Source organism: Paenibacillus sp. NPDC058898, assembly GCF_049316025.1.
In the GTDB taxonomy this organism is placed as follows: domain Bacteria; phylum Bacillota; class Bacilli; order Paenibacillales; family Paenibacillaceae; genus Paenibacillus_AQ.
Window position 1 is genome coordinate 260,858 of sequence record NZ_JBMOSM010000009.1, and the last position, 20,018, is coordinate 280,875.

The 20,018-nt window shown below is 44.6% G+C and carries 13 protein-coding genes, 11 tRNA genes, 1 rRNA gene and 1 pseudogene; 1 reads left to right on the forward strand and 25 read right to left on the reverse strand.

Going from position 1 to position 20,018, the window contains the following annotated elements:
- The first annotated feature begins 301 nt into the window (after positions 1-301).
- Positions 302-1,460 (forward strand): annotated as a pseudogene (locus ACOZB4_RS23460) (IS3 family transposase).
- Between the two features lie 71 nt (positions 1,461-1,531).
- Here the strand turns inward: ACOZB4_RS23460 and ACOZB4_RS23465 are convergent.
- The 25 genes from ACOZB4_RS23465 to rrf form a co-directional block, all read right to left on the reverse strand.
- A complete protein-coding gene (locus tag ACOZB4_RS23465; protein WP_379406599.1) occupies positions 1,532-2,362 on the reverse strand; it encodes a hypothetical protein in 831 nt (276 codons plus the stop codon).
- A complete protein-coding gene (locus ACOZB4_RS23470) occupies positions 2,346-4,244 on the reverse strand; it encodes a DUF2326 domain-containing protein (RefSeq protein WP_379406598.1) in 1,899 nt (632 codons plus the stop codon). Before ACOZB4_RS23470 ends, ACOZB4_RS23465 begins: the two co-directional genes overlap by 17 nt.
- Positions 4,245-4,246: 2 nt before the next feature.
- Positions 4,247-4,747 carry a hypothetical protein gene (locus tag ACOZB4_RS23475; protein WP_379406597.1) on the reverse strand — a complete coding sequence of 167 codons (501 nt, stop codon included), beginning with the start codon at positions 4,745-4,747 and terminating at the stop codon, positions 4,247-4,249.
- A 12-nt stretch (positions 4,748-4,759) separates the two neighbouring features.
- Complete coding sequence (locus ACOZB4_RS23480; protein WP_379406596.1) at positions 4,760-5,500, reverse strand: hypothetical protein; 741 nt, start codon at positions 5,498-5,500, stop codon at positions 4,760-4,762.
- 265 nt (positions 5,501-5,765) lie between these two features.
- The gene (locus ACOZB4_RS23485) at positions 5,766-6,194 is read right to left on the reverse strand and encodes a hypothetical protein (protein WP_215163113.1); all 429 of its coding nucleotides are present in this window, start codon (positions 6,192-6,194) and stop codon (positions 5,766-5,768) included.
- Between the two features lie 19 nt (positions 6,195-6,213).
- The gene (locus tag ACOZB4_RS23490) at positions 6,214-7,236 is read right to left on the reverse strand and encodes a toll/interleukin-1 receptor domain-containing protein (protein WP_379406595.1); all 1,023 of its coding nucleotides are present in this window, start codon (positions 7,234-7,236) and stop codon (positions 6,214-6,216) included.
- Positions 7,237-7,479: 243 nt separating this feature from the next.
- Complete coding sequence (glmS, locus tag ACOZB4_RS23495; RefSeq protein WP_379406594.1) at positions 7,480-9,312, reverse strand: glutamine--fructose-6-phosphate transaminase (isomerizing); 1,833 nt, start codon at positions 9,310-9,312, stop codon at positions 7,480-7,482.
- A 725-nt stretch (positions 9,313-10,037) separates the two neighbouring features.
- Positions 10,038-11,378, reverse strand: coding sequence for a phosphoglucosamine mutase (gene glmM / locus ACOZB4_RS23500; RefSeq protein ID WP_379406592.1), 1,341 nt, complete (start codon positions 11,376-11,378; stop codon positions 10,038-10,040).
- A 32-nt stretch (positions 11,379-11,410) separates the two neighbouring features.
- On the reverse strand, positions 11,411-12,883 hold the full coding sequence (locus ACOZB4_RS23505) for a CdaR family protein (RefSeq protein WP_379406591.1): 1,473 nt from the start codon (positions 12,881-12,883) through the stop codon (positions 11,411-11,413).
- Complete coding sequence (gene cdaA / locus ACOZB4_RS23510; protein ID WP_076325276.1) at positions 12,876-13,706, reverse strand: diadenylate cyclase CdaA; 831 nt, start codon at positions 13,704-13,706, stop codon at positions 12,876-12,878. The genes ACOZB4_RS23505 and cdaA overlap by 8 nt, the downstream gene beginning before the upstream one ends.
- A 316-nt stretch (positions 13,707-14,022) precedes the next feature.
- Positions 14,023-14,637 (reverse strand): zf-HC2 domain-containing protein, encoded by a 615-nt coding sequence (locus ACOZB4_RS23515; protein WP_076325275.1) that lies wholly within the window; start codon positions 14,635-14,637, stop codon positions 14,023-14,025.
- Positions 14,638-14,857: 220 nt separating this feature from the next.
- Complete coding sequence (gene sigW / locus ACOZB4_RS23520) at positions 14,858-15,427, reverse strand: RNA polymerase sigma factor SigW (RefSeq protein ID WP_076325274.1); 570 nt, start codon at positions 15,425-15,427, stop codon at positions 14,858-14,860.
- Positions 15,428-15,670: 243 nt separating this feature from the next.
- Complete coding sequence (gene ppc / locus ACOZB4_RS23525; protein WP_379406590.1) at positions 15,671-18,457, reverse strand: phosphoenolpyruvate carboxylase; 2,787 nt, start codon at positions 18,455-18,457, stop codon at positions 15,671-15,673.
- A gap of 273 nt (positions 18,458-18,730) precedes the next feature.
- Positions 18,731-18,804, reverse strand: a tRNA-Gly gene (locus ACOZB4_RS23530).
- 76 nt (positions 18,805-18,880) lie between these two features.
- A tRNA-Pro gene (locus ACOZB4_RS23535) sits at positions 18,881-18,954 on the reverse strand.
- A gap of 21 nt (positions 18,955-18,975) precedes the next feature.
- Positions 18,976-19,052 (reverse strand) — tRNA-Arg (locus ACOZB4_RS23540).
- Between the two features lie 3 nt (positions 19,053-19,055).
- Positions 19,056-19,130 (reverse strand) — tRNA-Gly (locus ACOZB4_RS23545).
- A gap of 6 nt (positions 19,131-19,136) precedes the next feature.
- Positions 19,137-19,220: transfer RNA gene (locus tag ACOZB4_RS23550), tRNA-Leu, on the reverse strand.
- A 14-nt stretch (positions 19,221-19,234) separates the two neighbouring features.
- Positions 19,235-19,310: transfer RNA gene (locus ACOZB4_RS23555), tRNA-Lys, on the reverse strand.
- Between the two features lie 66 nt (positions 19,311-19,376).
- A tRNA-Gln gene (locus ACOZB4_RS23560) sits at positions 19,377-19,451 on the reverse strand.
- Positions 19,452-19,503: 52 nt separating this feature from the next.
- Positions 19,504-19,579 (reverse strand) — tRNA-Val (locus ACOZB4_RS23565).
- A 44-nt stretch (positions 19,580-19,623) separates the two neighbouring features.
- Positions 19,624-19,698, reverse strand: a tRNA-Glu gene (locus ACOZB4_RS23570).
- 37 nt (positions 19,699-19,735) lie between these two features.
- Positions 19,736-19,811: transfer RNA gene (locus tag ACOZB4_RS23575), tRNA-Thr, on the reverse strand.
- A 3-nt stretch (positions 19,812-19,814) separates the two neighbouring features.
- A tRNA-Asn gene (locus ACOZB4_RS23580) sits at positions 19,815-19,890 on the reverse strand.
- Between the two features lie 9 nt (positions 19,891-19,899).
- Positions 19,900-20,016, reverse strand: a 5S ribosomal RNA gene (gene rrf, locus ACOZB4_RS23585).
- Positions 20,017-20,018: the final 2 nt, after the last annotated feature.

Here is a 20,018-nt window from a genome sequence, read left to right on the forward strand (position 1 = left end):
GTCTCGATTCACTTATAGCTCCAACTTTCCTTGTGTTGCAAGTGTTTTCGCTTTAGTTGAGTACAAGGACAAACTGGTAGGACTTGATACAAGTGTAGTAGAAACAATCGCATTTAACTGAAAGCTCGTTTATACGGATATTGAATATTTATAAGCAAATCAGATAGATCGCATAATCTATCAATGAATTGTTTCATAAAAAAGAGACCCTTTTTTGGTATTCTCCCCTCATGGTAGACAACGTACAAGAGACATCTGTTAAGATGGACTTACATGTTGTCTGCCGGAGGGGATTTTTTTCATGGGGAAAACAGGACGTACAAACAAGAGTTATTCTGAGGAAGTTAAGAAGGAAGCCGTGCGGCTGGCTATTGAGGAGAACATGTCCTATCGAGAGGTAGGCTGCTGGGGATTCGGAATAAGACACAAGTTGAGGTATGGGTGAAGTGGCATCAAGAAGGTAGAGCTTTAGAACAAGAGGCCTTTCACAAAGGGCGGCCGAAGACTACGTTTACCAGCCTTGAAGAAGAGGTGGCTTATTTAAAGGCGGAGATCGCATACTTAAAAAAGCGGTATCCAAATCTACACGGGGAGTGACGAGCAAAGCCATTCGTTGCGCGATCATCGAGGAATTGAGACAGGAATATCCGCTGAAGTGGCTTCTGCAGCTAGCGGATGTTTCGCGGGCCGGTTATTACAAGTGGCGCCGGAGAGCTTCCGAGATGAGTGCGCGCAAACAGCAAGAACGACTGTTAGAAGAGCATATTATGGCGATCCATCGCCTACACCCGTACTTCGGTTACTTGCGTATAACAGTAGCGTTGAAGCGTGAAGGACTTCATGTTAACCACAAACGGGTTTACCGACTTATGAAGAAGCTAAGCATCCGTTCTGTCATACGGAGGAAACGGCGTTTCTTTGGCAAACAGGCATCCGTTGTTCATCCCAATCGCCTAGAACGAAACTTTCAGTCGGACGCGCCGCTACAAAAACTGGTAACGGATATTACCTACATTCGGGCGGGAGAGCGTTTCGTATATCTATCCGCCATCCAGGACCTGTATAACAATGAAGTGGTGGCCTGGCACTTATCGGAACGCAACGATCTTGCCCTGGTCACGCACACCGTAGACAAGCTAACCGAGAAAGCAGATCTCACCAGCGTTCTCTTGCATTCTGACCAAGGATTCCAATACACTTCGAAACCGTTTAACCGCAAACTCACGAACCTAGGTATCCTTGGAAGCCACTCCAGGAGGGGAAACTGCTTTGACAATGCCTGCACTGAGTCATTCTTTTCGCATCTAAAGACCGAGAAAATTTATCTGGTTCACCCGCAAACTTTCCCGGATGTGGAACGGGCCATTCACGAATATGTCTTATTCTACAACAATGAGCGTTTTCAGAAAAAACTAAACGACCGCTCCCCGGTTGAGTTTCGAGAAGCGGTCGCAGCTTAAAGATGTCTTTTTATTCGTGTCTACTTGACAGGGGTATGACCATTTTTAGGTGTCTCTTTTTTTATCCAGTGTCAATTACGCCATGGATATATATCATCAAGATACTCAGATTTTTCTTTTAAAAATTGTTCAACCCACTCTACGGCACGATTCAATACTACTTCTTTTTCTGATTCTTCGTAAGCAAATGAGCGAATAAACTTAAAATCCACCTCGTAATCACCCTGCATCCATGTATCTCCAGTTCCTTTTCGATGAATCCAAATAGCTGGAATACGATTAAATGCACAAATCTTTGCTTCATCAATTTGACCGGCAGGTTCGGACTTTTCAATAATCACAAATTTTGATATAGCAGCATACGCTAGCATCTTTTCTTCGTTCGACAATGTTCCAATCTCGGGCTGTTCCTTGATGAGAATTGTAGAATACCCTATATTTTGAATGATCTGCGCTACTTCCTTTAACTTATCCATGTACTCAGCAGGGCTATCTTTTCCGAGGATTAAAACAGTATCTTCCTTCGTATGTTTTAACCAATCAGCAATGTCAATCCCTCCAGATTGACTAACGGTACTAAATACAGCCTGCCTTAATTGGTTTCGTTCTGTTAGGTCAGCGACCACAGTTGAGAATTCAGGAAATACTTCTTTAAAACGATCCCTGAAAAACTGCTTAGTCTGCAAAATAGAGAATAATTCGTTATAGAGACCATGCTGACGAACTCCTTCAACAAAATTTTCACAATTATCTGCTTTCGATAAAAATTTATTAAAGTGATCGTCGGTATCTAAATTAAGGGAGCGGCATATACTACGCAATTCATTCATGTTAAACGAAACTTTAAGATAGTCAATCAGGCGATTTTCATCCTTAAATTCCAAACTAATAGCTGAATCCAAATAACTTCCCTCTCTCTCCTGTATTGTCGAGCGTTAAACGTACATACTCGGAATCTATTAATTCATCCGGAATATCGATTGTCGTAATGATATATTGAAAATCTAACTCTGCTCCCTCAGCAACCAAATCATTTTCTAAATTTAAGATGTAGCCGAAAATTCGTTTGTATACTATAGGATCTATATCACGTACATTGGGTGAATCATGAACTAAAAATTTCGGATGATTAGTATCACTTAGAATAGCCAGTTTAAGCAAAGCCAAATCAAATGCGATAACTCTTATTGTAAAAGCAGCAGCACCGTCGTCAACACCTTGGTTATGCTCTTTATGGCGAATGTCTACTGAAAAATTACCAGCACGTACACTTTGATTCAGAATGCCGGTTCGACTTCCATTATACAAAAACTCAACAACTTCATTTACCAAAAATTTAAATGAGGTTATTCTGTCTTCAACTTTCTGATTAAGCTCTCTAAGCAATTTACTAGTACCTTCAAATTTTTCTTTCTCGTCCTGCCACTCTTTATAGTATGTTTTGACATCCTCACTTACATTTTGTAAATTCACCAAGTGTGCATAATCTAATCTATATTGATTTAATTCATTTTCTTGATACTTAATTAGTTCTAATATTCCCCTAACGTCCAAATTCAGGTCAGCGTCAATTAATTTTATCCGATCTAGAATCCCGGTCTTCTTCTCAGTCAATAAGTCAATTTCCTTCTGATGTACTGTCGTTGCCTCAACTAATTCGCGGCTTTCGTTCTTTAGCACCGTCTTGATTAAATTAACCGTTTCTTCAGAAGCACGGTACACTGAATGCGAACAATTCTTGCCTTCAACTTCTGAGGTGAAAGGACGTAAACAAGTAGGACATTGTTTATAATCAAATCGATTAAGTAACTGAGCAGCTGAACTTGCAACCTCAACCTTTTGTAGTTCTCCATGAATTTCGTTAATTGTAGCACTGTAATTTTCAATACGATCCCTATGTGTGACAATATCATTATTGATTTTAAGCAACTCTTGCGACAAATTATCTCGGGTTTGCTTTGCATCATCATTGTATTGGTATAAGTTTATTAATTCTTGTTTAAATTTATCTATTTCTTTTAAAGTATCTGTTATCAATTGTTCTATTCGCTGAATCTCTATGGAAAGTTCTATTTCTGTAAAATCAACTTTCCTTTCCGAGTATTGACGTATAACTGAATACGCTTTATGCTTCTCTTGCATTAAAACGTGCTCGGCTTCTTTTTTTTCTTCAAGTTGTTGTTTTTCAGTAGTAAGCAAATTTAACAAAAACTCAATTCTTTTTCTCCGAACCTCAGCCTTCTCATTAACTCCCATTGGTTGACTTAGTTCTTGAAAACCTCCCACCTGGTCACGAATTAACAAGGGAGCAATCTGGCGCCAAGACAGTATTCGCCTACCGTTATACAAATTTTTACTCTCAAATAGCTCAGTTTCTAGAAAAGTACGGTAGTCCTCGATACTTTTATGTTCAAACTCTACTTCTACTCCTGAAAGCAAATCATTAATAACCCAATCTGAATACAACTGAATGTACTGACTAGTTTCAACTAAACTTCGTTGTATAGTGTATTTTTGTTCTCCAATCGCAAATTGTAAATACAAGGTGAATTTTTGCATCCTTGCTTTCGCAGCTTTTTTATCATTTGGCAAAAAATTGCTTGAACCTAATCCATAGTTGATTAAATTAATAAATGTGGATTTTCCAACACTGTTCCTTGTTTGTGCCGTATCAGTTCCAACATCAACCGCTAAGACTATATTCAAGCCTTTTCTAAATGTCACGTCAATTACTTTATCTGAAGGATGCACAACCAATCGATTAAGAAACAAGAATTGGCCCATTATTAAGTTCCACCTATTAAAGTTTTTATTTTCTCATTTAGTTCTTCGATGGAGAAGGTTTCAATCAGTTTAGAAACATACTTTGCCTTATGAACAACTAGATTAAATCTTTTATCTTCGAGGATATCCCGTGAATTTTCCCGAACAGAGTCTAAAAGCAATATATCCTGACCCTCGTTTAAAATCATTCCCCTAGAAATTAATTCTTTTAATCCAGTTTTGAATCGATCGGTGTATTTCTCGATCAATACATTAGAAAGCATAGTATCTAAATTGTAACGTTCCCATTCAGGAATGCCAGACAAATATTCAATTTGATCATTGTCCCCTAATAATTGTTCCGTTATATTAACAAACCGAAAAAGATACATGGCTGTAGCTAATTCATCCAATGTGCAACTTTTTAAATAGTGTAGTAAGGAGAGCATATAAAAACCATTCAAAACTCCACTCTCATCAATATTGAAAAGTTCTCCCTCTAAAGAACTATCGCGTATAGGCATGTCTTTTTTCCCTCATTCATTAAAAATTAAACATTGGAAAGTGGCATCAAAAATCACCCCAAAAATCTGATCCGTAATATCATCTCTTTGTTGAAATTCTTCTGGCAAAATGCTAAATAATTGTTCTACAAGTTCATTGAATCTAAAATCTGCAGAATATTCATTTGGCGGAAACTTGACAAGAATACGTTTAGAATAAAACACTTGAATTTTTCTATTCAATAACTTGAAGTTAGCATCGGTACCAAGTTTTTTTGCCTTTCTCTTCAATACACTATTATCGTTTTTACTATCAACTGCAAGTATCTGTACACTTGGGGAGAACTTAGCTTTTTCCCGTAGCTTTTCATGAAATTCTGTGAAATCCTCTACGTTACCACTGAGTTGATCTAAATCAGCTTCATCAATGTCGTTGATAGTATCAAGCTGTCTTAAAAGTTCCGAGTATAACCCAGCCAATTGTATGGCGATTTGATTATCTAATTTGCTTATACCAACTTGCTTAACGTCTTGAGTATCACTACGCAGCCGGCTCATTGCAGAAAATAGGTCTGCACTCTTCCCATACCTAACAGCAGTTGATACAATAGCATCTGCTTTATCGGGGTTAGTTGACCCATCTGGAAATACATCCTCAGGATTTTGATTGATATTACGAGCGAGCCCCCGCCAATCATGGTTCTGAAGATTCATTCCAATAAGTATATCAATCATTTCCTGCTGCTCTTTAAGGGAAGGTATATCGTTTTCCATATTGATTCCTCTCACCAAGAAATAAATTAGTCCATGCTATTATATCAAATCTTGGAAGATTATAATCTGATTTTTATTGAAATCAGTACAATGAATCCAATCATGACCACCCGTCCAATGAACTGCACCTCCAATGTTAGATGGTGTCTAACAATTGGGGTGCAGTTCATAGCGGGTGGTTTTTTGTTTCGTGCGTTTCACGCACTCAACTGGCTAAAGCCATAATAAAAACTAAAGCCCTCAAATATCGAGGGCTTTAGTTTTTTTATTTGACCAAAAATTTTACCGTCTCTGAAAAAGCTCTTCCATCCGGGAAGTAATCTTGTTTATTTAAAGACAGCTCAGTGCCATTGTGAAAGCTGATGTTAACTTGCATTTGCTTCAATTCAGTACTTTCGTGAAGCATTGAATTTGGATTCGATAACGAAACGTTGATCGAAGTGATGTCTTTTTTATTGTATGAAGTAAAGGATACCTCTATCTTCTTTTCGCCTAGCCAGTCAATACTCCCGGTTATAAATTTCTCAGTATTTACGATAATAAAACGAATTGGTTCCGTATCATGTCGTTCAGACGATACAAAGCTGCCTTCGCTACCTTGTGGAATTATCGATGTGATTAAATCAGTATAATATCTACCTCCCCTAAACCCTGACAATCTTGATATGAAGCCATCATAAGTATTAAAATACATATCTTAATCCCACCCAACACTAATTTCTTAAATAAGGCAATAAATGATCTTCCCAAATTCGTTTTACAACTTCAGTTGGTTTAACAAAAGTATCCTTGGAACGAAAGCTCACAAAAATTCTCAGATTCAGTTGATTATTTTTTTCCTCTATTCTAAGCATCTCATTAAACGAATTTTCACTAAACACGGAATGGTTTCCTATGGAGAACATAATCGTGGGATAGGTGTTGCTGAAACCACTCTCAGCCAGCATTTTCAAGCTAGTTTTATGTTGACCGTGAATATATAGCTTATAAATATGTTTTCGCGCGTTTTCTACGTCTAATTGATACGTGAAGCCAGGTGTCTGCGTTTTAGCATGATCAAATAGTGCAGTAAATTGGTCCATTATTTCATCATAACTCGACCGAATAAATTCCTCTTTATCCAAATCGGTAAACGACTTTCGTATTTCGAGAGTTGAAAATGATTCAAAAATGTTTGTTTCTTTCTTGATCGGTTGATGTATTGGCTCTTCAAATAAGGATGATGGCTGCAAATTTGCAGCTAAAAAACTTGGCATCGATCCCAGTGGAGCCTTTTCATATGAATTGTGACGATAAATCCGGTGCACAAGTTCATCAAATTTCTTTTCAAAGTGTTTGTCATCAGAAAAATCAATTGCATAATAGTCACGAAAGTACGAAGGGAAGACGCTATCGAAATCCCCGCTGTGCCGCATAACGAGGATGATTTTATCCCGATTTCTTTTTAAATCAGCCAAAAGAATCTCGGCTTCGAATCCTACTCCTCCCTGAAAATTATCTGCTCGATTTCTATAATTCTCAGTCAAAACAACAATCACATAGTCGTTATCCTTTATTGCGTTAACCATCATTTGATTTAAATTTACAGTTTTATCATAAAGCTCAAATTTATCAAAACTGGCTTCAATTCCGCTGCCATCAGAACGCAAGCGATTGACCAGGTCATGAACCCATTTCTCATGTTCCTCTCCATCCCAGCTGTAGCTTATAAAAGCGGTTAGTCTCCGATTATTCAATGCCACAAACCTTCTTTCAGAGTGTATATGATCCTTGCTTAATTATAGAACAAACATTCGTTTCTCGTCACCCAAAATTTATCTTCAGATACCGAAAAAACCAGCTGCAAGCTTTATGAAAAATGACATCTATTTTTAGTCACACAAAAAGACCTGCCGGATATCCGACAGGTCTTTTGTGGGGAACGGTTCATTTCCCACTTTTATTTTAAAAGGACACTGAGCCCAGTTGCCCCGCCAGCCTTACTCCACCGTCACGCTCTTCGCCAGGTTACGTGGCTTATCCACATCGTTGCCACGGGCAAGCGATGCGTAGTAAGCAAGCAGTTGCAGCGGTACGACAGACAAAGCTGCCGTCAAGATCGGCAAGGTTTTCGGAATCGCGAATGCTTGATCCACGGATTTCAGCAGGCCGGCCACTTGCTCTTCATGCGTAATGGCCATTACTTCGGCGCCGCGGGCCTTCACTTCCTTGATGTTGCTCACCGTTTTCTCCAGAACTGCTTCCTGGGTTGCCAAGGCAATGACCGGGATTCCCTCTTCAATCAGGGCAAGCGTACCGTGCTTCAGTTCGCCGGCAGCGTAGGCCTCGGAATGAATGTAAGAGATCTCCTTCAGCTTAAGAGAGCCTTCCTGGGCTACAGCGTAGTCTTGACCACGGCCGATGAAGAACAGGTTCTCATGCTCCGCAATTTGCTCGGCATATCCCTTGATCGATTCTGCGTTGGTCAGCATGGACTCTACCTGTTCAGGCAGTGCTTCCATCGCTGCAATCACTTCAGCAACAGCTTCTTCTGTCATCGTACCTCGTACTTGAGCCAGGTACAGACCAAACAGATAGAATGCAATCAACTGAGAAGTATAGGCTTTCGTGGATGCTACGGCGATCTCTGGGCCAGCCAGGGTGCCGAGCACATCGTTGGCTTCACGGGCAATCGAGCTGCCCACCACATTCGTGATGGCCAGGACATGAGCGCCATGGCTCTGTGCTTCACGAAGCGCAGCCAGGGTATCTGCTGTCTCACCGGACTGGCTTACAACGATGACAAGAGTCTCGGGTGTAACGATCGGCGAACGGTAACGGTACTCGGATGCTACGTCATTTTCAACCGGTATGCGTACCATCTCTTCGATCACGCTGCGTCCCACAAGTCCGGCATGGTAAGCCGTACCGCAGGCCACAATCTGCACATTGCGAATGTTCTTAATCTGTTCATGTGTCAGTTTCAGCTCAGGCAGAACGACTTTGCGTCCGCTCTCATCCACACGGCCCAGCATCGTATCGCGGTATGCTTTAGGCTGCTCGTGGATCTCCTTCAGCATGAAATGATCGAATCCGCCTTTTTCCGCTGTAACGGCATCCCAATCGACACGAATCATTTCCCGAGAAATAAAGTTCCCCTCAATGGTCATTAATTCGACAGCATCTGCCGTCAGCAGCGCCATCTCTCCATCGTTGAGAATATAAACGTTTCGCGTATATTTCAAAATAGCCGGAATATCAGAACCGATGAAGTTCTCTCCTTCGCCAAGACCGATAATAAGCGGGCTTGCTTGACGCACAGCCACCAATCGATCCGGCTCATACTCAGTCAAGACGCCAAGGGCGAATGCGCCTCTCATGTAAGAGATCGCCTTCTGCACAGCCTTAACGATATCTCCGTCATATTCGCGGGCAATGAGATGGGAAATAACTTCCGTATCGGTCTCCGAAGCAAATTGGTGTCCTTGGCTGATCAGCTCTTCCTTCAGCTCTAGATAGTTCTCAACGATCCCGTTGTGAACAACAGAGAACTTCTGGCTTTCGTCCGTATGCGGATGCGAATTCACGTCCGACGGCCGGCCATGCGTAGCCCAGCGGGTATGACCGATGCCTGCAGTTCCCACAAGTGGGGCAGACTCCAGTCTCTCCTCCAGATTGGCAAGACGCCCTTGCGCCTTGGCCACACGCAGACCTTCATTCGTAAAGACGGCAATCCCCGCTGAATCGTATCCGCGATACTCCAGCTTTCTCAATCCCTCGATCAACACCGCTTGCGTTTTCTGATTTCCAATATATCCGACAATACCACACATAGTATGATTCCTCCGTTCGATTTCCCTATAATAGTAGGCGGAAATAGAACACGGCAGCATCTGTGCGGTATCAGAAAAGAAGAATGATCTATTCAATTATCAACGTTCAAAAAATCCAGCATGATATAGGCTGCTCAGTTGAACAGACATGAATGCACTCTTCTTCCACCGCGCTGTCGCATTCTAAATCGCACATTCATGTTTTGTAATTAGTAAGCACCTGCGGATACGTTGTAAGAACGGTCGCCCATTCCTTTTCCGTAATTCGCTTACGGTTGGTGCATAACCGAGAGGTCCCCGCCGAATAATCCGAACACCTCTACCTCGTCAACTTGCGTTCTGCCGTTTGGTTATCCCTATCGTAGCAATAACCAATCCCCGCGCAGGTACAAGCTCTGGCGCTTATGAAGCTTGAAGTAACCTCACAATCCTCGCTTTCTATTATTGAATGACATCCTTTATTATATTCATGCCTTATCACTTTGGCAACTCGGCTGCTTCTTAGGAGATCCAAGCCCGGCGTATAATTAACCCCATGAATGACATCGAATGACCTATCTTCTCAAGCGATGCCGTAAACCACCCTCTTTTCTGGCAGGACAAGGGGTATTGCGCTTTCATTCGGCTGGCTTCATGAAAAGCAGCAGGCCAGTGAACCGCATCCGCATAGTTCACTGGCCCTGACAAAAATTAGTCTGCTTTCCTTGAAAAACACACCCTTAGTCTTACGCCAATTCCCGTTTCACCACGTCTGCAATCTGCGTTACATAACGGTCGAGCTCTTCTTTGTCCGGGCCTTCCGCCATGACGCGAATGAGGGATTCCGTTCCCGAGGGGCGAACAAGGACACGTCCGTTATCGCCCAGAATGCCTTCAACTTCAGCAATCGCAGACTCAATAACGGTATTGCCTTGGTATTTGCTCTTATCGCCAACACGAACATTAACCAGCACTTGCGGATACTTGCGCATGCTGCTCTTCAGCTCATGCAGTGCCTTGCCGGAAGCTACCAACGTATCCACCAATTGAATCCCTGTGAGAATTCCATCCCCTGTGGTGTTGTGATCCAGGAAAATCACATGTCCCGATTGCTCTCCACCCAGGTTATATCCGCCACGGCGCATTTCTTCCATGACATAGCGGTCGCCAACTGCGGTTTTGGCCGTTTTCAGCTTCAAGCTGTCACACGCTTTATAGAAACCGATGTTACTCATAACGGTCGAAACGATGGTACCTTCTTTCAACTTGCCGGCACGGTTCATGGCATCACCGCAAATGCACAGAATGAAATCGCCGTCCACTTCCTCGCCTTTTGCGTCAATCGCAATCAGGCGATCCGCATCTCCGTCAAAAGCCAGACCGAGGTCAGCGCCATGCTGGAGTACAGCCTCAACGAGTTTCTCCGGATGAGTCGATCCGCAGTGATCATTGATATTCAGGCCATTCGGCTCAGCACCGATGGTGATCACATCCGCACCCAATTCACGGAAAAGCTTCGGAGCCAGCTCATAAGCTGCGCCATTTGCGCAATCCAGTACGATTTTCAGACCGTCAAACCGGTTATCAACCGTCGTTTTCAAATATTCCAGGTATTTATATTTAGATTCGTTATCAATCAACAATTCACCTAAATCAGCCCCGATTGGTCGCGGCAGATTATCTGTTTCCGCATCCATCAGCTCTTCAATCTTGAGCTCTGTCTCATCCGACAGCTTGAATCCGTCTCCACCGAAGAACTTGATACCGTTATCTTGTACCGGGTTATGTGAAGCCGAGATCATAACACCCGCATCAGCCTTCAATAGTCTTGTGATGTACGCCACCGCTGGTGTACTTACGACACCCAGACGAATGACGTGTGCACCGATGGACAGCAGGCCTGCAACCAAAGCCGACTCCAGCATAGCCCCCGATACGCGGGTATCCATACCGATAATGACGGTTGGCTTCTCTTTATCGCCAGTGAGCACATAGCCGCCGCAGCGGCCGATGCTATAAGCCATTTCCGCTGTCAGTTCTTGATTCGCAACTCCTCTTACTCCATCTGTACCAAAATATTTCCCCATGTTTTATATACTCCTTTATCTACTCTTCGTTATTATCCATCATTGGACGTTTCTGATCCCGTTGCTCCATCATTCGATCCGTCTCCCGGCGGATGTGATGGGTTTTCTCCTGATCCGGTGTTATCCGTTTCCTCATGAGTAGGAGGCGTTTCCGGAGTCTCCCCCTGATCAGTGCCTGTTCCTGTTCCGGATCCCGTTCCTGGTGAAACAGGCTTGTCTGTGTCCGTTCCCTCATTCTTCGAGCTGTCCGGCTCCGTTGTCACCGGCTTGGAGTTATCCTTGAGCTCTACCTTAATAACGGGACGTTCCTGATCCGTACGGCTAATAAAATTAGGTAGTGTGATCTGCAGCGGAATTTCGTGAACGCCAGCTTTCATACCAGTTGCATTCGCTTCTGCTCCGATATCTGTAGGTTCCAGACTATTAAGCAAGTCAGGCGCTCCGGTGAGCGTTAAAGATATTGTCTGCGTCTTTGGATCCGTAATAACAGCATCCAGGCCGGAGGCAACCCCTTTTAACGTTATCGGAATACCTGTAATCAACCGTTCACCATGCGATACAGCCGTAACATCCACCGTTACAGAGCTCGGCTCGATTTTCTCAAAACCTTCAGGCGGCGTCAAGTCGGCCGTAAGCACTGTTGTTCCCGAATTTCTAACTTCTCCCAGATTGATCGTAGCTTCGATATAGGTCTCAGCTCCTGCCAGCGCCTCTTTACTGCCAAACAGCTTCACTTCTTTTACCTTCTGCTCCACCTTGGATAGGACAAACCCTTCTGGCAGCCGTCCCGTGTATTGAAGCTCCAGCGGTAGGGTGACAAATGCAGGCTCAATCGGCACTTCAGCTGCTACTGTAGCAGGCTCAATGACAGCGTCTTCCATGGCGTTGCCTTCTTTATCATATGCTGTAAGTTTGACTCGTTTCTCCGTAATCTTCTCTTTGGCACCATCAAGCTCTACATTACCTTTGACCTGCCCCAGATTCGCCATTGACGATTCAGGCAGGGTAACCGTGACTTGCCTTGGGTCAATCAGCACGGGTGTTCCGGCACGGTAATCTTTAGCAGGCTCGCCTTTGGTTCCAATACTTACCGTCACGGATTTCCACACTCTCGGTTCAACCGTCACCGTAACCGCAGATGGCTCCATCGATACCATCTCTATGCCACTCGGGATGGAGTAGGTTAGCGGAAGTGTGTGTGTACCCGGCTCTCTGACTTTGCTCAAATCAAGCTTCACCTTATAGTCGTCGGTCAAAAGCGAGATATTGGATTTCTTTCCCCGAACTTCGAGATTTACGCGGTCCTTATCAATACCCGTTAACGCATATTCGCTGTCATCAAATCCATAAGTCTGAATCTTAACGCCTGCAATGACTTTGGTATCATAAAAAGTGGTTGGCGGGGCAGGCGCTCCGCTGTCCATATGAACCATCGCCCACAATAAAATACTGACAGCGAGTGCAATGAGCTTGCTTGCCGTGTTGTTCTTGATCCATTTATCCATTGCTGCCGTCCCCCTTCCGTTTCCAGAAGAACGTGCGTTTCTCCTTGATGGACGCGGCAGGCCTGAGCTCCTCATACAATTTGGAAATGAGAGACTCTTCCTTAATATCTCGAACCACTTGTCCATTCAGGGCCAGCGATACTTGCCCAGTCTCCTCGGATACGACAACTGAAATCGCATCCCCCACCTCACTGATTCCGATAGCGGCACGGTGTCTTGTTCCCAGTTCCTTACTGATAAAAGGGTTCTCTGATAGCGGCAAATAACAGCCGGCAGCTGCAATTTGAGCGTTCTGAATAATGACAGCTCCGTCATGGAGCGGTGTGTTCGGTATAAAAATATTAATAAACAATTCCGAGCTGATCACTGATCTCATCGGAATTCCTGATTCTACATACTCATTCAGTCCCGTCGTCCGCTCAAAGACAATCAGAGCCCCTATTTTGCGCCGCGATAAATAATTAACCGCCTTAATGGTTTCGCTGATTAACTTATTGGTCTCCTCGTCAATATCCGATGTCCGCCCAAACAGCTTACCTCGTCCGAGCTGCTCCAGACCACGTCTGAGCTCCGGCTGGAAGATGATAAAGACCGCCAACACCCCGAATGTAAAAATCTGATTCATCAGCCACTTTAGCGTGTACAGATCAAACCAGGTGCTAAGCGCCCAGATAACCACCAGCACCAAAATCCCTTTGAGGAGCTGGACCGCCCGCGTACCGCGGACGAGCAGTATCATCTGGTATATTATATAGGTAACGATAAGGATATCGATGATATCTTTAATGGTTTCACCCCAGGTCATATCTGTGAAATACTCCATACAGCAACCCCCGTCATTTCCTTTAAGTGCGGGCCCAAAAAATCCGTTTCCTCGAAAATGAACGCTTAACGATTCGACTACCGAACCAGCTCTTCATTTTCCTTCTGATCACACGGGAACTTTTTGAACTTCCTTTTTAATAACGCATGCGACTCATATATGTAGTATGTGCTCTACACTCTCTAGGTTATAACGTTAATCTTTCCGATGCAAGCGGACGCTCTCTGCTTTCCATGAAAAAGATCATAAATCAACAAAAGAAGCGCCATCTTTTCACTGAAAAGAGGCGCTTTTATCAGTAGGCTTCAGGTTTCACCTAGCGGTAAGCGGCATCTGTAAACAGAGTGGAGATCTTGTACCATATCCAATCCATCGCCCGATCTATGTCCTTCACTTGACCTGCTATATGTGAGGTGGAAGCCTGAAATAATTCTCCGTCAATGACGGTCACATTGCCATTCACTTGACCGTAGACCTTAGTCTTTCCATTCTCGACTGTAATATCTCCCGTGATGATTTGATCCGGAGGAATAATGACGGTATCTCCTTCAATCACCAGCTTTTCGAATTCATCACTCTTTACAACCAGCTGAGTATCCTGACTCCAGAAACTGATTGTGCTAAAGAGCATGACAACCAAAAACAAAGCTGCAGCCGTGAGCGCAGGATGATTCCTAACCCATTTGACCCAAGCCTTTTGTCTCTTGGGCTGCGGCAGCATACCCATTATACGTTCCGTTAAATCATCGGATGGCTTGGTCGCATGATGAGTTAAGGAATAAAGAAGCATATCGGTATGCTCCAGCTTCTCGAAGTAATTCCGACAGTCAGCACAATCCAGCAAATGCTTCTGCAATTCCAGTTGTTGTGGGTCGGACAAGTCATTATCCAGATAATCATGCATCAAAGAGACGGCTAATTTGCAATCCATTTGTGAGCCAATCCTTTCATTCAATCTCTTTGCTGGGTCTATACCCACGTAGGGGCATAAGACTTGCTTATTGTTCATACGTGCCGGAATCGGGGATGTTTCAACTTTTTTAAAAGAAAATCAGAAAAAAAATGCGGATACTGACTTTTTGGCATCGCAAGAAAAAAGCGCCCTTAAACGCGGTCTCTCTTCCTCAAAGAACGGCGATAGGCGTTTTCCCTCACAATTTGTACTCTAATTTTTTACGCAAAAATTCGCGTCCACGATGTACTCGCGTTTTGATCGTTGTTACAGGCAAGTCCAAAATTTCGCTGATCTCCTGCAGGGATAAATCCTGGATGTACCTTAGAATCATGATTGTCTTGTACTTGGCAGGAAGTCCGTCAATCGCCGTATGAATGATGCGCTGTGTCTCGGATAGCAGCATTTCACTCTCAGGTGTACGGTTATCGCTCGGGATCAGGGAGTAGCCGTCCATGCCTTCGCTTTCATTCAGGTCGGCGTCCAGCGAGAAAGACGGCTTGCGTTTGCGCAGCCGATCAATGCTAAGATTTGTACCAATTCGGTATATCCAAGTGGAGAACTTCTGATTCTCGTCGTATCGATCAAGGTTTTTATATACACGCAAAAAAGTCTCTTGTACGACATCCTCCGCCTCATGACGGTTACTCAGCATCCGGTAAGCCAAATGAAAAATCTTATCTTTATAAAGTTCTACGATTTCAGCAAAAGCTCTTTGGTCCCCTTTTCGGGCCAGCTTCGCCAGTCTTACATCCAAATTGTCCACCATAATTCCCCCAGAATGGTCTGATGGGTAACGTCTAAAAAAGCATCATTCAAATCGTAATTCAACTGTTTCTAAAAATCAACAATAATTCAAAAAGAATCCCTTTTCCCTATCAAAGACCATCACGTTGCAGCCGATACTCTAATCATCAGAGGTTATGCTGCTCATAGATGAAAAAAACGAGGCTCCTTTAGGGAACCTCGCCTTATACTATCCCTTTCAAACAGCTTTGTTATCCTGCAAGGATCAACCTGTATTACGAAGCCCTGCTGCAATACCGTTGATGGTCAGCAACACTTCCCGAAGCAGATCCGGATCGTCCTGCTCCTGCTCCCTCAGCTCGCGCAGCTCGTTAAGCAGTTGGACTTGCAAATAACTGAGCGGATCCACGTAAGGGTTACGTAGTCGAATCGATTCCTGTAGGACTGGCTGGTTATCCAGAATATCCTGCTGTCCCGTAATCTTAAGAACAAGCTCTTTCGTCAGGTTGAATTCTTCCTGAATCAGACCGAAGATACGTTCGCGGGCTTGATCATCCTTCGTCATCAGAGAATACTCTTTGGCGATGATCAGATCAGCCTTGGCAAGAGCCATCTGAAGGGTATCGATCAGCGACGTAAAGAACGGATAGCTCGTGTACATCTTCTGAAGCACCTTCATATTCTCTTCCTTGCCCTGGTAGAAGCTCTGCAAGCCCGTACCAGCCGCGTACCATGCAGGAAGCAGGTAACGGCTCTGAGTCCACGCAAACACCCAAGGGATGGCTCTGAGGTCCTCAAAACGGTCACTGTTCTTACGCTTGGATGGTCGGGAGCCAATATTCAGCTCTCCCACCTCAGGAAGCGGCGTGGATTCCTTGAAGAAGCTCAGGAAATCCGGATCACGGAAGATCAGATCCTGATACTTTTTCTGTGAAGCGGCCGAGATCCTCGAGGAAATCTCTTCCCATTCTTTTTCAGTCAATTCTTTTTCAGGGTAACGGGCATTAAGAGAAGCCGTTATAAGTGCTGAAGTCGCCTGGTCCAAACTGCGGTAGGCGATTCCCTTCAAGGAGTAACGGGAAGAAATAACTTCGCCTTGCTCCGTGATTTTGATGCCACCCGCAATGGTTGATGCCGGTTGAGCCAAAATGCTGCGGTTCAGAGGCATACCACCGCGCCCAAGCGATCCGCCGCGTCCATGGAAGTATTTCACCTTGATGCCATACTCATTGGCTGCAGCCGTAATATCTTTGAGTGCTACCTGGAGCTCCCAGTTCGCTGTAATGGCTCCGCCGTCCTTATTGCTGTCAGAGTAACCCAGCATAATTTCCTGAAGCTCATTCATGGCGCTAACCGCTTCTCGGTAGATCGGCAGGCTGAAGAGCTTACGCATAATATCAGGTGCGGCATGCAGGTCCTCGATCGTCTCAAACAATGGCGCAGCCTGCAAAGTAGCTATTACAGAACCGTCATTGTCCTTGCGGAAAAGTCCGACTTCTTTGGCAAATACCATCACTTCCAGAATGTCGCTTGCGCCCTCGGACATACTGATCAAATAACTTGAAATACATTTCACGCCGAACTCCTGCTGCGCACGGAATACGGTACGGTATACTTCAAGGCATTCTTCGGTGCTGTCGCTGTACTCTTGATAAGGCGTAGTCAACGGACGAGGATCGTTAAGCAAGTTATTAAGCAGCTCGATCTTCTCATCTTCACTTAATTGGGCATAATCCTGAGTCACGTTCATTTTACGAAGAATTTCGGCCATGGCATTTTCATGCTCTTGGCTATGCTGTCTGATATCCAGCGTTGCTGTATGGAAACCAAACAACTCCGCCTGACGAATCAGTTTTTGAATATACGTGTCTGCAACATAGTCAGCAAAATGGAAACGCAAGCTTCGATCAATGATATTCAAGTCTTCGATAAATTCCTCAGGGGACTGATAACGCTCGCCACCAGTCATGTTCTCATCAAGAATATGACTCATTTTAGCTAACATATATACCAGTTTTACACGATAAGGCTCTTTCTCATTGTGCCAAATTTCCATCTTCTTCAGTGTTACATGCTCGCGGTCTTTTTCAATGGATTGAAGCAATTCATCCGAAACGCTCACGATCGATGAGCTGAAGCTGAGGTATTTCATGAATTCACGCAAAATCCGCTGGTATTCACGAATCGCTAGCTTCCGCTGCATTTCAAGCGTTCTCCATGTTACGTCCGCCGTCACTGAAGGATTTCCGTCCCGATCGCCACCGATCCACGAACCGAAACGCAAATAGGTTGGAACGTGCCAATGGTGACCCGGATAATATTTACTTAGGCAGCGCTCCAGTTCTTGATAAACCTCTGGCAGAATGTGAAACAGGGTCTCGTGAAAATAATACATACCGTTTCTAACCTCATCAAGAACCGTCGGCTTACGGTCACGAAGCTCGTCGGTTTGCCACAGCGTAATCACTTCATTCAGTAGTTTCTCCCGAAGCTGCTCTCGTTCGCGGAATGTCAGTGTCGGGTTGTCCAGTTGCATCACATCGTCCGCTATCCGTTTATGAATATCCAGAATAGCCCGACGCATCGCTTCTGTTGGATGAGCTGTCATTACCAGCTCAAGGGATAGACTTTCGAGAATTTCTTGAACTTCTTCAAACGTAATATTGCGCTCTTTCAAATCCTGGACCGCACTTTCAATGGAACCTGGTTGAACACTCTCCCCGGCGGAACGCTCGTAATCGCGTTTGCGACGAATGCGATGATTCTGTTCCGCGATATTAACCAATTGAAAATAAATGGCAAACGCGCGAATCACCTGATGGCGAATGTCGGGCTCCAATGTGCTGATGATCCTTTTGAAATCTGCAAACAATTCTGGCAGGAATACGGATCGCAACGATTTACTCGTTTCACGAATTTTCTCAACTATATCTAAAAGCTCATTGCCACCTTGGTGGACCAGAACTTCTCCAAGAATATTGCCAAGGAACCGTACATCCCGCCGCAGCAGATTGTTGGAATTGCTCTTTGCGGTTACTGTAAGTTCAGTCATGCTACTCCTCCCATCTCAACCCGTTTCAGCAGTTTGTCTATAGGACGTAACGCCTTCCTAACATCATACAATAAAAGCGCATGAAAATCTGCATTTTCCAGGCGAAAAAATTAGCCAAATCGACAAAACTAATGATATTGATATACCCATATACCATGGACATTAGTCCTATAAACCTTGACCCAACTACGTTCTTTAGCACATTAACACTTCGCAGGAGAGTCGTATGAATATGTAAAAAAACATCACACACGGTGATGTCCTGCTTATGTATGGAGCGGGTGATGGGAATCGAACCCACGCTACCAGCTTGGAAGGCTGGAGTTCTACCATTGAACTACACCCGCATATGAACCCACAAAAGTGGCGCTATGCTTTGGAGCATATTCCGATTACTTTTGTGGAGCCCTACTCTTAAACAAATCGGGATGACACGATTTGAACATGCGACCCCCTGGTCCCAAACCAGGTGCTCTACCAAGCTGAGCTACATCCCGATATTAATCTTTTTTGAAAAATGGCACGCCCTGAGAGATTCGAACTCCCGACCTTTTGATTCGTAGTCAAACGCTCTATCCAGCTGAGCTAAGGGCGCAAATGGAGCGGACGACGGGAATCGAACCCGCGACCCTCGCCTTGGCAAGGCGATGCTCTACCGCTGAGCCACGTCCGCAAATAATGGTGCGCGTGGAGGGACTTGAACCCCCACGTCAAAGACGCTAGATCCTAAGTCTAGTGCGTCTGCCAATTCCGCCACACGCGCACAAGATGAAACAATGGTGAGCCATGAAGGACTCGAACCTTCGACACCCTGATTAAAAGTCAGGTGCTCTACCAACTGAGCTAATGGCTCGCATTTCAGGCCTCCGAAAAGTATTCGGAATCACCTTCAAAGCTTAACTTCACTTTTAGGATGAAGTGGCTGGGGATATAGGATTCGAACCTATGCATGACGGAGTCAAAGTCCGTTGCCTTACCGCTTGGCTAATCCCCAAAATCGATGAGTACTTTTATCTTGCCGATTCTCGTTAGAATCATGCATGAAATGGTGGAGGCTGAGGGGATCGAACCCCCGACCCTCTGCTTGTAAGGCAGATGCTCTCCCAGCTGAGCTAAGCCTCCGTATAAACTCACGGGATTCTCATCCCCTGATGCTTTAAATATAGTGGTGACCCGTAGGGGATTCGAACCCCTGTTACCTCCGTGAAAGGGAGGTGTCTTAACCCCTTGACCAACGGGCCACAATTTCATGATACATGTCCAATTCAAAAGCGAATCTGGAGCTTCCAACCGGGATCGAACCGGTGACCTCATCCTTACCATGGATGCACTCTACCTACTGAGCTATGGAAGCAAGTGGCTCCCCGAACAGGACTCGAACCTGTGACAACTCGATTAACAGTCGAGTGCTCTACCAACTGAGCTATCAGGGAATATGTACCGCTTGGCGACGTCCTACTCTCCCAGGACCCTTCGGTCCAAGTACCATCGGCGCTGGAAGGCTTAACGGTCGTGTTCGGTATGGGAACGCGTGGAACCCTTCCGCCATCGCCACCAAACG

Coding starts and splice junctions, on each gene's coding strand:
- ppc (WP_379406590.1), bottom strand. CDS start 18,457: ATGACTGAACTTACAGTAACCGCAAAGAGCAATTCCAACAATCTGCTG.
- sigW (WP_076325274.1), bottom strand. CDS start 15,427: ATGGTGGACAATTTGGATGTAAGACTGGCGAAGCTGGCCCGAAAAGGG.
- glmM (WP_379406592.1), bottom strand. CDS start 11,378: ATGGGGAAATATTTTGGTACAGATGGAGTAAGAGGAGTTGCGAATCAA.
- ACOZB4_RS23470 (WP_379406598.1), bottom strand. CDS start 4,244: ATGGGCCAATTCTTGTTTCTTAATCGATTGGTTGTGCATCCTTCAGAT.
- ACOZB4_RS23505 (WP_379406591.1), bottom strand. CDS start 12,883: ATGGATAAATGGATCAAGAACAACACGGCAAGCAAGCTCATTGCACTC.
- ACOZB4_RS23485 (WP_215163113.1), bottom strand. CDS start 6,194: ATGTATTTTAATACTTATGATGGCTTCATATCAAGATTGTCAGGGTTT.
- ACOZB4_RS23475 (WP_379406597.1), bottom strand. CDS start 4,747: ATGCCTATACGCGATAGTTCTTTAGAGGGAGAACTTTTCAATATTGAT.
- ACOZB4_RS23480 (WP_379406596.1), bottom strand. CDS start 5,500: ATGGAAAACGATATACCTTCCCTTAAAGAGCAGCAGGAAATGATTGAT.
- glmS (WP_379406594.1), bottom strand. CDS start 9,312: ATGTGTGGTATTGTCGGATATATTGGAAATCAGAAAACGCAAGCGGTG.
- ACOZB4_RS23515 (WP_076325275.1), bottom strand. CDS start 14,637: ATGGATTGCAAATTAGCCGTCTCTTTGATGCATGATTATCTGGATAAT.
- cdaA (WP_076325276.1), bottom strand. CDS start 13,706: ATGGAGTATTTCACAGATATGACCTGGGGTGAAACCATTAAAGATATC.